Consider the following 15,903-nt stretch of genomic DNA (forward strand, 5'->3'; position numbering starts at 1 on the left):
AATGAAGCTATAAATGTGGTAGGGGAGCGTTGGCGTTTACAGCTTCTGTGGAAGGAGTTTTATGATCAGGCCAGGTATTCATCTCAAGCTTCGCCGCATCGGCATTGACACTTTCAAGGAAAATGTCGCCTATCTGCACCGTGACTGCCCTGTTTACCACACCGAAGGTTTTCAGGCGCTTGCTAAAGTCGAAATCAACAGCGTCAGCGACCACCAGCAGGTACTGGCAGTTCTCAATGTGGTCAATGATGAGAAGATCATGGCGATTGATGAACTGGGACTGAGTGAGCAGGCATTTATTCAGCTTGGGCTCTATGAAGGGGATATGGTTTGCATCGCACAGGCAGTACCACCTGAATCACTCGATGCCGTGCATCGCAAGATCGCAGGTGAACGGCTGAATGAAAGTGATTTCCTCTCCATTATTCGCGATGTTGTTGCCAACCGTTATTCACGCATGGAGATGTCTGCCTTTCTGGTGGCATGCAGTGAGAGTGGCATGGAACGTGAAGAGCTGCTCTATCTGACCGAGGCCATGGTGAAAACCGGTGAAAAGCTCGATTGGGGCGAGCCGTTGGTGGTGGATAAGCACTGTATCGGCGGCATTCCGGGTAACCGGACAACAATGCTGGTGGTGCCAATAATTGCTGCCCACGGCATGTTGATTCCCAAGACATCGAGCCGTGCTATTACCTCACCCTCCGGCACGGCCGATACGATGGAGACACTGGCCCGTGTTGATCTGGATCTGAACAACTTGCGCGAAATTGTTCGCCATGAACGCGGTTGTCTTGCCTGGGGTGGCAGGGCAAGGCTTGCCCCTGCCGATGATATCCTGATCTCGGTGGAACGGCCGCTTTCGCTCGACTCTCCCGGTCAGATGGTCTCTTCGATTCTTTCCAAGAAGGTCGCTGCAGGTGCTACACACCTGTTGATCGATATTCCGGTAGGTCCTACCGCAAAAGTACACCGCATGAATGATGCCCTTCGCCTTCGCAAGCTGTTCGAATATGTCGGAGATCGTCTGGGATTGCACCTTGAGGTGGTGATCACCAACGGCGAACAGCCGATCGGACGTGGCATCGGTCCTGCACTGGAGGCACGCGATGTGATCAAGGTTCTGGAGAACGATCCTGAAGCGCCGTCTGATCTGCGTGAAAAGGCACTCAGGCTTGCCGGTCGAATCCTGGAATTTGATCCGGATGTTCGGGGTGGACATGGGTATGCCATTGCGCGAGATATTCTCGAAACTGGACGCGCCATGGCCAAAATGCAGGCGATCATTGCAGCGCAGGGAGAAAACAAAGACCCGCCCAAGCTGGGTGAGTTAATTATGGAGGTGACGGCCCCCGAGTCCGGGTTTGTTACCGAGATAGACAACCTGCAGATGGCTCGGATCGCTCGCTTGGCAGGCGCCCCAATGGACAAAGGGGCCGGTGTGGACCTGCTCAAAAAACTTGGTGACCGGGTTGAAGAAGGTGAATCGCTTTACCGAATCCATGCGGAGTTTCCATCCGATTTCGACTTCGCACAGGAGCAGACAAGGAAGGATATCGGCTTCAGAATCGGCGATAAGCCGGCTGCGCCGAACTATTTCCCACCGCTATGAGTGATATTCTACTGCTCGGTTTTGCCGAAAGCCGGAGAGTGACCGGTCAACTGGCCGATTTACTGGCCTGGCCAAGTGACGGGATCGAGGTACACCGCTTTCCTGATGGAGAGAGCAGGGTGCGACTGCCTGCTGAGTTACCGCAGCATGTGGTAATCTGTCTGAGTCTGGATCATCCCAATGAAAAACTGGTCGAGCTGTTGCTTGCTGCCGATGCGGCGCGAGCGGGTGGAGCTGAAAAGGTTTCGCTGGTAGCTCCTTATTTATGCTATATGCGCCAGGATATGGCCTTTCATCCTGGTGAAGCGGTGAGTCAGAAAACAATCGGTTCACTGCTTGGCGATTCATTCGATGCTGTGGTGACCGTTGATCCACATCTTCACAGGATAGAGCGGCTTGATCAGGCAGTGACTTCGACGCAGGCGGTCAGTCTGACTGCAACACGTCCCATTGCCGAATTTGTTGCCGATCATTTTGAGCGACCGCTGTTGATTGGGCCGGATGAGGAGTCGCTGCAGTGGGTGTCATCTATTGCTGAGGGGTGGGGGTTCGATTTTACTGTCGGCCGCAAGGAGCGAATGGGGGATCGCAATGTACGCATCTGCCTGCCGGATGATCTCTCCGTGACGGGCCGCGATGTGGTGATAGTCGATGACATGGCCAGCACCGGACGTACCATGTTAGCAGCTGTTGAGAGCGTGAAATCCGGCAATCCCGCTTCGTTATCGCTGATCGTGACGCATGCACTTTTTGTCGGCGATGCCGAGGAGCGCATCCGTGCAGCCGGCATAGATCATCTCTGGAGTACGGACACTATCGCGCATCCGACCAATGCCATTGGGCTGGCACCGCTGATGGCCGACGCTATCCGCAATCTCTGATAAAGTTCCGGATTCATGGCATATATCGATCATATTCGGGCATTGAACCGCTGGAATCCGGAAAACTTTCTACCCTTGATCGTAGATGGCAAACGCATGGGGAGGATCCGCCACCGCTTTGCACAAGAGTTGGACGGGTTCAAGGAGTGCTTTGATGTTCGGACAGAATGTGTAGTCCTGAGTTCTGCTCTGAAAAGTTTTGATGAGCGTTCAGAAGCAGTCGCCGAAGTGCTGCATCGGTTGACCGAGTCCGGTGTGGTTCGCCATCTGATGGGGGAGATGTTTCCCGTGCTCAGCGGTTTTGATCAATCTGCGGCATTCCAGATTGATCGCGCCGTGGTATCCATGTTCGGTATCCGCGCTTTCGGCCAGCACCTGAACGGTTATGTCGAAACCGGTGATGGCATTGCCATGTGGATCGCTCGAAGAGCATCTGACCGCAGGGCATTTCCCGATCGACTGGATCATCTGGTGGCCGGTGGCCTTCCGCATGGCATTTCGCTCGCCGACAACCTCACCAAGGAGTGCATGGAGGAGGCGAATATTCCAGCTGAACTGGCGGCATCGGCCAGGCCGGTTGCCGAGATCAGCTACTGCTGCGAGGTGAAGCGCGGATTGAGGGATGATACCCTCTTCTGCTACGACCTTGAGTTGCCGGGAAGCTTCAGGCCGGAGTGTAATGATGGCGAGGTGGCTTCATTCGAACTGATGCCGATTGAACAGGTGGCCGATATCGTACGAAACAGCGAGGAGTTCAAGCCCAACTGTAATCTCGTCATTATCGATTTTCTGCTGCGTCATAATCTGATTGCATCGGAAGATGAGCGTAAACTTTTGCAAAACGGATTAAGCGGCAACAACTAAAGCGACAAACGGGCTTCTGCTGCTAGGTTTCGGGCATGGAACCCCGCAACGAACCCCGCAACGAACGAACTGCCGAAGCGATTATTGCTGAAGTTGTGGAGAGTCTTGCGCACCTGAAAGGTGTGCGGGTGATCGCGGCCATGAGCGGTGGCGTGGATTCCTCAGTGATGGCTGCACTGCTCAAAGAGGCAGGGCTGGACGTTGTCGGGGTATTTCTCAATGTATGGGACTATTCGCGCGAGGAGGTGGATCGACACGGCTCCTGCTGCTCGCTGGAGGACTCCTATGATGCCCGCCGTGTGGCCGATAGCGTAGGCATTCCATTTTACGCCATGGATATGCGCGAAGAGTTCCGCCGTGATGTGATCGATCCCTTTGTCGCTGACTACGAAAGCGGGCGTACCCCCAACCCCTGTGAACGTTGTAACCGCTTTGTGAAATTCGGGGCGTTGCTGAAAGCGGCCGATCAGCTTGAGGCAGAGTACGTTGCAACCGGTCACTACGTACAGCGCCGCGACGATGAAAACGGCATTCACCTCTACAAGGGTAACGACAATCGTAAGGATCAGAGCTATTTCCTTGCCACAACCAACCGTGAGCAGGCATCGCGCATCCTCTTCCCGGTCGGTGGAATGGAGAAGGACGATACACGCAAACTTGCCCGCCACTATCATTTACCGACTGCCGAAAAACATGAGAGTCAGGATATCTGCTTTATTCCGGCTGGGGATCGCATCGCCTTCCTGAAACGTGAAGGGGCCTCAAGCGGTTTCATTGCCGGTGAAATTGTCGATCGTCAGGGCAATGTTCTGGGCCGCCATCAAGGTATCGCTCACTATACACTTGGCCAGCGCAAAGGGCTGGGCTTGCCAGACGGGCCATGGCATGTGGTGGGGCTTGACGGCAAAGCAGCGCGCGTGGTGGTGGCACATCCCGAAGAGGCTGTGATTCGCGAGGTGGAGGTGGATGAGATAAGCTGGATTCGGCGTCCGGAACCGGCTGATGAAATTACCGCCAAGGTTCGCTACCAGATGCAGCCCGCCGCCTGTGCATTGAGCGAGACCGGGTCAATGTTGCATGTGCGTTTCAAAGAGTCGCAGAAACCGACCGCGCCCGGTCAGGTGGCGGCATTCTATAGCGGCGATGAATTGTTGGGTGGTGGCATCGTCAGCAGGGTGCTGTAGCCGACTGTCAGTCCGGTTTGTTCAGCCAATCCTCGATAAGTGAGCGCATCTCCTGCAACCGCCTGTCATTCGGGGCTTCAAAGCGCATCACCAGTGCCGGCTGGGTATTGGAGGCGCGCAAAAGTCCCCAACCGTCATCGAACTGGATGCGCATGCCATCGATATTAACGATGTCGTAATCCTCACCTGTAAAATGGGCGATTGCCTCTTCCACCAGCGCAAATTTCGTTGCATCACTGCATGGCACACGAATCTCGGGCGTGGAAACCGATTCAGGTATGCCGGTCAGCAGTTCAGGGAAACCGGCCCTGCTTTCGGTGAGCATCTGCATCACCCGCGCACCGGCATAAGCAGCATCATCAAAGCCAAAAAAACGGTCGGCAAAAAAGATGTGGCCGCTCATTTCGCCAGCCAGCAGCGCACCGGTCTCCTTCATCTTCGCCTTGATCGGCGAATGTCCTGTTCGCCACATCACAGGGTTACCGCCCGCCTCAACGATGCCGTCGTACATATGCTGCGAACTCTTTACCTCCGAGATGATCACCGCTCCGGGGTGTGATTTAAGCAGGTGGCGTGAGAGCAGCAACAGCAGCATATCGGACCAGACGATATCGCCATGAGCATCGACGATGCCGATACGGTCACCATCACCATCGAATGCGATACCGAGATCGGCTTTTTCCCGAACTACCGTGTCGGCAAGATCTTTCAGGTTGGCTGCAATGGTTGGATCGGGATGGTGGTTAGGGAATGAACCATCCGGTTCACAGTAGAGCTCGATCACCTCACACCCTAGTCGCCTGTAGAGTGGGGCGGCAATCACGCCTGACGGACCATTGCCGGCATCAATCACCACTTTAAGCGGGTAAGCGAGCGGACAGTCGGCAGCAACAAATTCGATATAGCTTTCGACAATGGCATGCGCTTTACAGCTTCCCTGTACAGAAGCGGCTGGATGCCGCTCCAGCATCAGCTGTTTAAGGTGCTGGATATCATCGCCATGCAGGCTCGATTTTCCGATCATCATCTTAAAGCCGTTATAGTCGGAAGGGTTGTGGCTGGCTGTGACCTGTACGCTGCCTGCAGCATCGAGTTGAAATACCGCGTAGTAGGCGAGCGGAGTAGGCACGATTCCGACATCGAGCACGTCAACTCCCGCATCAGTCAGTCCCCGGATCAGGGAGGCCTGCAGCGCGGGGCCGGAGAGGCGCACATCACGCCCTACAATGACAGGGCGTGACTCATCTTCAGGCAGCATGGCGGCGAAAGCCATGCCGAGGCTGTAGGCGAAGGTTTCATCGACATCGCTTCCGGCAATGCCACGGATATCGTATTCACGGAAAATATGGTGCGGAAAACCGTTATTCAAAACCCACTCCTCCTGAGGCCAGTTAGACTAATACCTAAGTCCCGATCTTGCACTTGCGAAGTGGGTGAGCGCCCCTATGCTCCGCCCCCATGTCCAACCTTAACGACGAACAGTATCGTGCCGTCCATTATCGCGGCGGCCCACTGCTGGTGCTTGCCGGCGCGGGCTCCGGGAAAACGCGTGTGATTACCGAGCGAATCGCAGCCTTGGTCGAGCGCCACGTGCCTGAAGATGCGATTACCGCCGTGACCTTTACCAACAAGGCGGCGAAAGAGATGCGCGAACGTCTTTTCGATCGTCTCGGAGATAAGGCGAAATTACTGCGCATCTGTACCTTCCATGCGCTGGGTCTGGCAATTGTGCGCGAACATGCAAAGCTGTTGAATCGGCGTGCCAATGTGTCCGTATTCGCCGGAGGCGAGCAGAAGTCGGCTTTGAAATCAGTACTCTCCGATATGAAACTCCCTGCCGATGCCGATCAGGTCGATCGATTGATCTCCCGTATCTCCGCATTGAAAAATGGCCTGCTCGACATACACGATAACCAGCTCTCAGCCGTCCGTGAGCGTTATGATCAGTTGCTTGAGCGCATGAACGCGGTCGATTTTGACGACCTGATGGTGTTGCCTATTAAGCTGCTCTCCGAACATGATGATGTGCGCGCTCTCTGGCAGGCGCGCGCCCGCCATTTCCTTGTCGACGAGTATCAGGATTCATCACGCATCCAGTATGAGTGGGTGCGGTTGCTGGTGCCTGAGAATGGTAATTTGACCGTGGTTGGGGATGATGACCAGTCAATCTACGGCTGGCGTGGTGCTGAGGTGAAGAACCTCTTCCTGCTTGAGCGTGACTACCCTGCATTGACTGTGATCAGGCTTGAGGAGAACTACCGTTCCACCGGTTCGATACTCGAGGCTTCCAATTCACTGATCGCCAAGAATTCCGAGCGCCTGGGTAAAACACTGCGTTCCAATCTCGGCAAAGGAAAACCGATCCGCGTCTGGGAGTCCCCCAATCCCGAGGAGGAGGCAAGCCGGGTGGCCTCCGATATCAAGGCCAGACGGCTGACCACTGACGATGCCCACTGGGACCACTTCTGCGTACTTTACCGCGCCTCCTATCAGGCGCGGGAAATCGAGATGGCGATGCGCAGAGAGAAGATTCCCTACCATATTACCGGGGGCCTTTCATTCTTCGACCGCGCCGAGATCCAGGATCTGCTCGCCTACCTGCGCCTGGTCGCCAATTTCAATGATGATCTCGCCTTTATGCGCGCCATCTCCCGGCCGCGTCGAGGCATCGGAGATGTGGCACTGGGTGAGCTTGGTCAGTTTGCAATGGCGCATGGCTGCTCACTGCTTGAAGCCTGTCTGCACGATGATCTGGAGCACAAGCGCGCGCACAGCTTAAAGGAGTTCGGCGACCTGATCGTGGCGCTCGAGTTCCAGTTTAAACATGGTGAAGCGGATGAGGCTTTCGATGCAGCGCTCGATCTCACCCACCTTGAGGCAGCGATCCGTGCCGAGGCGGCCGATGAGGCGCAAGCTGAAATGCGTATGGGCAATCTCATGGAGTTGCGACGCTGGTGGATATTGCATGCTGATCAGGGCGGCGATCTTTCCAGCTATCTGCAGGATATCTTCCTCTTGGCGGACAAAAAGGATGATGATCCGACCGGCCAGGTTCGTCTGATGACAGTGCACGCCTCGAAGGGCCTGGAGTTCGACCATGTTTATGTTATCGGTATGGAGGATGGCATCTTCCCGCATGCAAGCGCGCTGGAAGAGAACCGCATGGAGGAGGAGCGCCGCCTGATGTATGTGGCGATGACTCGGGCACGCTATCACCTGACCTTAAGCTACTGCCGTGTGCGCCACCGCTTCGGGCAGAAGGAGAAAAGTGCCCCTTCGCCGTTCCTGAAAGAGCCCGAGCAGTCGGTGTTGCGCTGGGTGGACCGCGATCTCGAGACGGAAGATGCAAAAGAGGAGGCGGATGATTTCATGGCCGCCATGCGCAGAAATCTCGAACGCCTTCAATCAGGGAAATAGCTAAGTATTAAGCGACTTCGGATTCTATGATTGATTTCCGGTTGTGCCTACCAGGCCACCAACCAATAATCTGTGAAACAAGACCTGACCCCTAAGGCTCCTTTGAAAATATTGTCTGATAAAGAAGTTACTGAACCAATAGCAAGAAACAGTGAAAATCCGACTACTACTTTCATGGGTATTGAAGAATTTGACCATGGTCGCTTCGCCTCATCTATATCCTGAGATATACTTATTAAGTCAATGGATCCATAAAGAAATGATTTCTACGAAATTATGCTGCGAACCGATGCACTTCGGCGGCGATGGTTTCGGCCAGTTCGGCTTCGGCGATTTCAAGGTTGTAGCGGCTCTGAAGCCCCATCCAGAATGAGGCGGAAACGCCGAAGGCAGCCTGCAACCGCAGGGCGGTATCGGCAGTAATGTTGCGGGTGCCGTTGAGAATGCCGGTGATTCGGTTGGTCGGCACTTTCATCGCCCGGGCAAGGGCATTGGAGGAGAGCGATAGCGGTTCCATGAAATCGTGCAGCAGGATATCGCCGGGCGAGACCGGGTTCAGATTCTCGCCGGTTGCCACATCGCTATAATCGATGTTGTTCAGTTCATCCATGTTGATGCTCATCATTTCACCTCTTCAGTGATAATCGGTGATCTCAACTTCGCTGACATCGCTATCATTCCAGACAAAGCAGATGCGCCACTGCCGGTTGATACGAATGCTGTGCTCTCCCTGCCTGTTTCCCGACAGTGCTTCCAGCCTGTTGGCCGGAGGGATGCGCAAATCCTCAAGAACAGCGGCATGGTGCAACAGCATCAGCTTCTCTCTGGCGCGTTGCTGGATTTCCGGCGGCAGGCTTTTTACCCGCTTTCCGGCAAAGATGGCGGCCGTTGCCTTGTCCCGGAATGTCTTGATCACATCGACAGGCTATTACGTGTTACGTAATGCGTCAATGTCGATGATTATGATCTACTTATGGTTTGATTGATGCTGCAGCACCCAGTTCGGGCGGGGATAGTGGCAGGTGTAGCCACCCGGGAATCGCCGAAGGTAGTCCTGATGCTCAGGTTCGGCCTCCCAGAAGTCGCCGGCAGGCGCAACTTCGGTGACCACCTTGCCGGGCCAGAGGCCGCTTGCTTCGACATCGGCAATAGTCTCCAGCGCAGCCTGCTTCTGAGCCTCATCCGTATAGTAGATGGCCGAGCGGTAGGATGCGCCGCGATCGTTACCCTGACGATTCGGGGTGGTCGGGTCGTGAATCTGGAAGAAGAACTCCAGCAGCCTGCGATAGCTGATTACATTCGGATCGAAGATGATTTCGATTCCCTCGGCATGGCTGCCATGATTACGGTAGGTGGCGAATTTCACATCGCCGCCGGTGTAGCCGACGCGGGTCGAAATGACACCGGGAAGCCTGCGGATCAGCTCCTGCATGCCCCAGAAGCAGCCGCCCGCAAGTAATGCGCGTTCCTGTTTCATGCAGATTCCTCCACCCGGTCGAGATAGTCGCCATACCCCTCAGCCTCCATCTCATCGCGATGGATAAAGCGCAGCGAGGCCGAATTGATGCAGTAGCGCAGGCCGCCGCGCTCGACCGGGCCGTCCGGAAACACGTGGCCGAGATGGCTGTCGCCATGCGTGCTGCGCACCTCGGTGCGCACCATGCCGTGGCTGCTGTCATGCAGTTCATTGATGTTGGCCGGCACGATCGGCCTGGTGAAGCTGGGCCAGCCGCAGCCGGACTCGAATTTCTCGGAAGAGGCAAAGAGCGGCTCGCCGGAGACGATATCGACATAGATGCCCGGCTCCTTGTTGTGCAGGTATTCACCGGTGCCGGGAAATTCGGTACCGCTCTGCTGGGTCACCCGGTACTGTTCGGGTGTCAGGCGGGCGATGGCCTCTTCGCTTTTCTCATATTCCATATCTCGAATCATCCTCTCTGCTGATCATGATTGTCCAGAAACGGGGCGTGTTTTCCGCTTATCCGTCATCCTGTTGGTCGCGAAAGAGGGCAATCGCTTACAGCAGGCAAAGGCTGTACATACAACTTCGTCGTTTTCGGCTACACTTGCAATAAGTGCCAAAGTAGGAGGCGGCTATGGCGGAGCGGCATAAACTGACCATCGAGGGCAATGAGGCGGCAGCCTATATGGCTCACCGCACCAACGAGGTGATCGCCATCTACCCGATCACGCCATCCTCACCGATGGGAGAGATGAGTGATGCATGGACCAATCAGGGGCGCAAGAACCTCTGGGGCGCGATCCCTGAGGTCATCGAGATGCAGAGCGAGGGGGGTGCCTCCGGCACCGTGCACGGCGCACTGCAGACGGGAGCATTGACCACTACCTTCACATCATCGCAGGGATTACTGCTGATGATACCCAACATGTACAAGATCGCAGGCGAACTTACGAGTGCGGTATTCCATGTGGCGGCTCGCTCGATTGCAGCACAGGCGCTCTCCATTTTCGGCGACCACTCCGATGTGATGAGTGTGCGCCAGACAGGTTTTGCGATGCTTAGCTCCAACTCGGTGCAGGAGGTGATGGATTTCGCCCTTATTGCCCAATCGGCAACGCTGAAGGGACGCATTCCGGTGGTGCACTTCTTCGACGGTTTCCGCACCTCCCACGAGGTGAATGAGGTGGATGTGCCGGCAGATGATGTATTAAATGCCATGCTGCCCGAGAGACTTATCCGTGCGCATCGAAAACGCGCACTTACCCCCGATGCACCGGTGATCCGTGGTACCAGTCAGAATCCCGATGTCTATTTCCAGGGCAGGGAGTCCGTAAACCCATTTTACGAGGCGATGCCTGAAATCGTGCAGGGGTGCTTCGACCAGTTTGCCGAACTGACCGGCCGGCACTATCGGCTCTTTGAATATCACGGTGCTGCGGATGCAGAGTCGATCATTGTGCTGATGGGGTCGGGTGCCGAGACGGCCGAGGAGACTGTCAGCCATCTTACAGCGCGCGGTGAGAAGGTGGGTGTGCTCAAGGTGCGGCTCTACCGGCCATTCTCACCAAAGCATCTGATAGATGCGATTCCTGCCACTGTGAGACGTATTTCAGTGCTTGATCGGACCAAGGAGCCGGGTGCTGATGGCGAGCCCCTCTACAAGGATATGATGACCGCTCTGGCTGAATATGTCGGTAGTGGCGGCGACCGCTTTGCCGCCATGCCGCGCATCACCGGAGGCCGTTTCGGCCTCTCATCCAAGGAGTTTACGCCGGGTATGGTCAAGGCTGTGTTCGACGAGCTTGGAAAAGAGGCTCCGAAAAACCATTATACCATCGGCATCCATGACGATCTTAGCCACAGCTCACTTGCATGGGATGAGAATTTCAGAATCGATGCAGGAGCGGGCGTCACCTGCTGCATGTTCTATGGTCTTGGTTCGGATGGCACTGTTTCGGCTAATAAGAACTCGATCAAGATTATCGGTGAAGAGACCGACCTCTACGCCCAGGGTTATTTCGTTTACGATTCCAAGAAGGCGGGGGCAGTCACCATCTCCCACCTCAGATTTGGTCCGGAACCGATCCGTTCCACCTACCTGATCGGTAATAACGAGGCACATTTCATCGCCTGCCACCAGCCGGTATTTCTCGAGCGTTATGACATGCTGGCGCATGCGGCTGAGGGGGCTGTCTTTCTGCTCAATACGCCGCACAGTGCGGAAACGGCATGGGTTGATCTCACAGCAACCATGCAGCAGCAGATAATTGAGAAGAAGCTGAAGTTTTATGTCATAGATGCTTATAAAGTGGCTAAAGAATCGGGTATGGGACGGCGCATCAATACGGTGATGCAGACCTGCTTCTTTGCCATCTCCGGCGTGCTGGAGAAAGAGGAGGCGATTGCAAAAATCAAGGAGGCGGTGGAGAAAACCTATGGCCGCAAGGGAGCGAAGATCATCGAGCGCAACTTCGCCGCTATTGATGCCGCTCTTGCCCATCTCCACTCGGTTGCTGTTCCTAGTGAAGTTTCCAGTAACACGACCATGCATCCGCCTGTGGCTGCAGATGCCCCTGTGTTTGTGAGGGAAATTACCGGTCAGATTATCGCCGGACGTGGTGATGCGGTTCCCGTGAGCATGATGCCGTGTGATGGTACCTGGCCGCTCGGCACTGCAGCTTACGAGAAGCGGAATCTGGCGCTGGAGATCCCTGTCTGGGATGCGGATCTATGCATCCACTGCGGCAAATGCCCGTTTGTCTGTCCGCATGCGGCGATCCGCTCCAAGGTGTTCCCTGCAGCTTTAGCCGAAGATGCGCCGCAAACATTCAAGCATGTGCCGGTCAAAGGACGCGAATTCGATGATGGTATGCAGATCAGCTATCAGGTGGCCCCCGAGGACTGCACCGGTTGCGGCTTATGCGTGGAGATATGTCCGGCACGAGACAAGAGTAATGTCAGCCACAAGGCGCTGAACATGGCACCACAGCCGCCAATCCGCGAGCAGGAACGGAAGAACTGGGACTTTTTCATGAAACTGCCCGAATATGACCGCGAGCAAATTCGCTGGAATGGCATGAAGGGGGCGATGCTTGCGCAGCCGCTGTTCGAGTTTTCCGGCGCCTGTGTCGGCTGTGGCGAAACCCCCTACATCAAACTGGCCACCCAGCTTTTCGGCGATCGCATGGTGATCGCCAATGCCACCGGATGCTCTTCGATCTATGGAGGCAATCTGCCTACTACCCCCTATACCACCAATGCAGAGGGGAGGGGGCCGGCATGGTCCAATTCACTCTTTGAGGATAATGCGGAATTCGGGCTCGGATTCCGGCTCGCCATTGATGCCCACAGGGATTACGCGCTGCAGCTGATCAAATCACCCGAGCTCAATCTTGATGCTGAGCTTGTTGACGCGATTCTGACGGCTGATCAGTCGGACGAGCCGGGTATTCACGAGCAGCGTCGTCGTGTGCAAAAGGTGAAGGACAGGATTGCTGCGATAGAGGGTGAGACTGCACGCAATCTTGAATCGGTGGCCGATTATCTGGTCAGGAAGAGTGTCTGGATTATCGGTGGTGACGGCTGGGCCTACGATATCGGTTTCGGAGGTCTTGATCATGTAATGGCCAGTGGCCGCAATGTGAACATCCTGGTGCTCGATACCGAGGTCTACTCCAATACCGGTGGCCAGATGTCCAAGGCGACACCGATCGGAGCGGTAGCCAAATTCGCTGCCGGCGGAAAACCTGTGCCGAAGAAGGATCTCTCAATGATCGCCATGGCCTATGAGCATGTTTATGTCGGACATGTTGCTTTCGGCGCCAAGGATCTGCAGACACTGAAGACCTTTATCGAGGCGGAGAGTTACGATGGTCCGTCACTGATCATTGCCTACAGCCCCTGCATCGCCCACGGCGTCGACCTGTCCCACAATATCAGGCAGCAGGAACTGGCGGTAAACAGCGGTCACATGAACCTGCTTCGCTATGATCCGCGGCGCGTGGAAGAGGGTAAGAATCCGCTGCAGCTCGATTCGAAGAAGCCGAGTATTCCGTATAGGGAATTTGCGCAGACCGAGGCGCGTTTTTCAATGCTCTGGCGTACCCATCCCGATGCGGCCGAGAAACTTATGCAGCGGGCACAGGAGGGGGTGATGGAGCGTTTCCACCATTATGAGCAGTTGGCCAATCTCTCCTATGCCAAAGAGGAGGACGAATCATGATCGATCTCTCAACAGAATACCTTGGCATGACGCTGAAGAATCCGCTGGTGCCATCGGCCTCGCCGTTTGCAAAAGATATCGACATGGCCAGACGCCTTGAGGATGCAGGGGCATCTGCCATCGTGATGAACTCGCTCTTTGAGGAGGAGGTGACCGAAGATGAGGAGCGGCTCGATCACCTGCAGCATTTTCAGGATATCGGCCACTTTGAGGCGGCCAGTTACCTGCCGGCTGAGGAGAGTTACAAGACCCACCTGGAGAGCTACCTCGAGCAGCTTGGGGGGCTAAAATCGGCGCTCGATATTCCGGTGGTTGCCAGCCTCAACGGCACCACGCCGATCGGCTGGGTCCACCACGCTTGTCAGCTACAGCAGGCTGGTGCGGATGCGCTTGAGCTGAACATCTACTACCTGCCTGACGACCTGAGACAGCCGGCAGATATCGTCGAAGCACGCTATATCGAAACATTGATAGAGCTGAAGATGCATATCCGTATTCCTGTGATTATGAAGCTTTCACCGCAGTTCAGTTCGGTGGGTAATTTTGTGAAGAAACTTGAAGCTGCAGGGGCGGATGGTGTCTCGCTTTTCAACCGCTATTACCTGCCTGATATCGATCTCGAATCGCTGGATGTCGTTCCAAGCCTGAAACTCTCATCTTCAGTAGAATCACGCCTATCCATGCGCTGGATCGCGATGCTACATGGCCGTACAAACCTCACCCTTGCTGCTACCAGCGGCATCCATACGGCGGAGGATGCGATCAAGCTGCTGCTTGCCGGTGCCGATGTGACACACATGTGCTCAGCACTGTTGCAGCATGGCCCCGAGCATCTCGGGGAGGTGTTGCGGGGCGTTGAGCAGTGGATGGAGGAGAAGGAGTATGAATCTGTCTCCCAGCTCAGGGGCAGCGTCAGTTACCTCAATGCCAAGGACCCTACAGCCTTTGAGCGTGCGAACTACATCAAGGCACTTGGCAGTTTCGAGTCTCCAAAAGGCGTCTGGCGATAAAAATGAGATGGAGCGTCAGGGTGTTGCTCAGCATGGGAAAGAGAGTCCTGGCCATGCAGTAAACGGATCCGGATAATTATAGCATGGCATCCTGATTCGGATGTTTATGTAAGCCTATCAGTGATATTAATTGCTGCCTGTTCTGAACCTTCAGCTTTTCAAACACCAATCCGGCATGAAACTTCACTGTGTGCAGCGAAAGGTCAAGCCGGGCAGCAATCTCTTTATTACTATAACCGGAACAGATATAGCCCAGAATTTCAGACTGCCTTTGAGTCAGTGTGATATTGGCATCGGCATTCAATGAAGGGGGTAAATATTCATCCCCCTCCAGGGCGTATCTGATTCCGGTGATGAGCTCCCGGCATGAGAGGGTTTTTGGTATAAAGCCTGCGGCACCAAAACCCATAACGGTTTGAATCAGTATCGGGTGCTCGGATGCAGAACAGACAATAAACTTTGAATCCGGAAACCGGCTTACCAGTTTGTTTACACTCAGCAGGCCATTCATATTGGGCATTGAGAGATCCAGCAGAACAATTGTTGGCTGGTTGTTTTTACATATCTCTTTTACAGAAAAGTAATCTGAAGCCTCATAAATCAACGCCTCCGGATAGACAGGCGCGAGAAAGGTGCGTACCAGTTCTCGATGGAGACAGTGATCATCTGCAATAAGTATTTTCATACGCTCTCATCATAGTCAATATAACCACCTTGCAAACCTAGACTCCAGTCTAGTCCGGGCAGATTAAATGGTGCATACAACTCTATACTGTAATGAGAGAAAGTCCTCATAACCAGATGTTTGGCCCCTGAGTTTCCGTATGAAGCAACGGCATAGAAGCAGGGTTGTTCTGGAAGCAGGCCAACTGGCAATCAACCCTGACTGAAAGCCCGCCTGCACAGCATCGATGAGGTGGAAGTGCAGAGTGAAGCTGATACCGGATAATCATCCATGTTGCTGGAACAGGTACAATTCCTTCTTCGCATCACCCGAACGCGAGATATTGTGCTGCGCTATTTTGTGTTCAACGGCTTTGATGGCGCGCTGCCGATGCTGGGAGCCGTTCTGCTTACGCTGTTCCAGATTGCCGTGATATATCTGCCGGCCCTGAACACGCTTTTCCATTCGCAGCCGCTGCCCGTGTTCAAGCTGGCTGTCTGCCTGATACTCTCTTCTCTGCTGCTTGTGGTTGTGGAGATCGAGAAGTGGTTAGTTCGTCGGGGTCTGATCTACCGAAGCAGTTGATGCTG

At 54.8% G+C, this 15,903-nt stretch carries 14 protein-coding genes; 8 read left to right on the forward strand and 6 right to left on the reverse strand.

The features are described from left to right. Positions 1-61: 61 nt before the first annotated feature. Genes Ga0123462_RS03985 through mnmA form a run of 4 tightly spaced genes read left to right on the forward strand, consistent with a single transcriptional unit; the run spans position 62 to position 4,538 of the window. Entirely contained in the window at positions 62-1,609 is a 1,548-nt protein-coding gene (locus Ga0123462_RS03985; RefSeq protein WP_100265110.1) for a thymidine phosphorylase family protein, read from the forward strand. Next, complete coding sequence (locus Ga0123462_RS03990) at positions 1,606-2,490, forward strand: ribose-phosphate diphosphokinase (protein WP_100265111.1); 885 nt, start codon at positions 1,606-1,608, stop codon at positions 2,488-2,490. The genes Ga0123462_RS03985 and Ga0123462_RS03990 overlap by 4 nt, the downstream gene beginning before the upstream one ends. A gap of 15 nt (positions 2,491-2,505) precedes the next feature. Continuing rightward, positions 2,506-3,354 (forward strand): DUF4743 domain-containing protein, encoded by an 849-nt coding sequence (locus Ga0123462_RS03995; protein WP_100265112.1) that lies wholly within the window; start codon positions 2,506-2,508, stop codon positions 3,352-3,354. Positions 3,355-3,389: 35 nt separating this feature from the next. Then, positions 3,390-4,538 (forward strand): tRNA 2-thiouridine(34) synthase MnmA, encoded by a 1,149-nt coding sequence (gene mnmA, locus Ga0123462_RS04000; protein WP_100265113.1) that lies wholly within the window; start codon positions 3,390-3,392, stop codon positions 4,536-4,538. Between the two features lie 7 nt (positions 4,539-4,545). On the opposite strand, the gene Ga0123462_RS04005 is transcribed toward mnmA, so the two are convergent. Further along, entirely contained in the window at positions 4,546-5,907 is a 1,362-nt protein-coding gene (locus Ga0123462_RS04005) for a phosphomannomutase/phosphoglucomutase (protein ID WP_100265114.1), read from the reverse strand. 89 nt (positions 5,908-5,996) lie between these two features. Between Ga0123462_RS04005 and Ga0123462_RS04010 the strand changes: the two genes are divergently transcribed. Continuing rightward, on the forward strand, positions 5,997-7,955 hold the full coding sequence (locus Ga0123462_RS04010; protein ID WP_100265115.1) for an ATP-dependent helicase: 1,959 nt from the start codon (positions 5,997-5,999) through the stop codon (positions 7,953-7,955). A gap of 274 nt (positions 7,956-8,229) precedes the next feature. Here the strand turns inward: Ga0123462_RS04010 and Ga0123462_RS04015 are convergent, their stop codons facing one another. Genes Ga0123462_RS04015 through msrB form a run of 4 tightly spaced genes read right to left on the reverse strand, consistent with a single transcriptional unit; the run spans position 8,230 to position 9,875 of the window. Then, a complete protein-coding gene (locus tag Ga0123462_RS04015; RefSeq protein ID WP_100265116.1) occupies positions 8,230-8,580 on the reverse strand; it encodes a HigA family addiction module antitoxin in 351 nt (116 codons plus the stop codon). Between the two features lie 9 nt (positions 8,581-8,589). Then, the gene (locus Ga0123462_RS04020; RefSeq protein ID WP_100265117.1) at positions 8,590-8,871 is read right to left on the reverse strand and encodes a type II toxin-antitoxin system RelE/ParE family toxin; all 282 of its coding nucleotides are present in this window, start codon (positions 8,869-8,871) and stop codon (positions 8,590-8,592) included. 51 nt (positions 8,872-8,922) lie between these two features. Next, the gene (msrA, locus tag Ga0123462_RS04025; RefSeq protein WP_100265118.1) at positions 8,923-9,432 is read right to left on the reverse strand and encodes a peptide-methionine (S)-S-oxide reductase MsrA; all 510 of its coding nucleotides are present in this window, start codon (positions 9,430-9,432) and stop codon (positions 8,923-8,925) included. Further along, complete coding sequence (gene msrB / locus Ga0123462_RS04030; RefSeq protein WP_100266479.1) at positions 9,429-9,875, reverse strand: peptide-methionine (R)-S-oxide reductase MsrB; 447 nt, start codon at positions 9,873-9,875, stop codon at positions 9,429-9,431. Before msrB ends, msrA begins: the two co-directional genes overlap by 4 nt. A 176-nt stretch (positions 9,876-10,051) precedes the next feature. Here msrB and nifJ point away from each other — a divergent pair, with 176 nt between their 5' ends. Together nifJ and Ga0123462_RS04040 are read left to right on the forward strand one after the other, a co-directional pair. Beyond that, positions 10,052-13,639, forward strand: coding sequence for a pyruvate:ferredoxin (flavodoxin) oxidoreductase (nifJ, locus tag Ga0123462_RS04035; RefSeq protein WP_100265119.1), 3,588 nt, complete (start codon positions 10,052-10,054; stop codon positions 13,637-13,639). Beyond that, positions 13,636-14,649, forward strand: coding sequence for a dihydroorotate dehydrogenase-like protein (locus Ga0123462_RS04040; protein WP_198507393.1), 1,014 nt, complete (start codon positions 13,636-13,638; stop codon positions 14,647-14,649). The genes nifJ and Ga0123462_RS04040 overlap by 4 nt, the downstream gene beginning before the upstream one ends. Before the next feature lie 76 nt (positions 14,650-14,725). Here Ga0123462_RS04040 and Ga0123462_RS04045 read toward each other — a convergent pair whose 3' ends face one another. Further along, entirely contained in the window at positions 14,726-15,334 is a 609-nt protein-coding gene (locus tag Ga0123462_RS04045) for a LuxR C-terminal-related transcriptional regulator (RefSeq protein ID WP_100265120.1), read from the reverse strand. A gap of 270 nt (positions 15,335-15,604) precedes the next feature. Here Ga0123462_RS04045 and Ga0123462_RS04050 point away from each other — a divergent pair, with 270 nt between their 5' ends. Then, the gene (locus tag Ga0123462_RS04050; protein ID WP_100265121.1) at positions 15,605-15,898 is read left to right on the forward strand and encodes a cation transporting ATPase C-terminal domain-containing protein; all 294 of its coding nucleotides are present in this window, start codon (positions 15,605-15,607) and stop codon (positions 15,896-15,898) included. The last annotated feature ends 5 nt before the right edge of the window (positions 15,899-15,903 follow it).

It is taken from the genome of Mariprofundus ferrinatatus, from assembly GCF_002795825.1.
Classification (GTDB): domain Bacteria; phylum Pseudomonadota; class Zetaproteobacteria; order Mariprofundales; family Mariprofundaceae; genus Mariprofundus; species Mariprofundus ferrinatatus.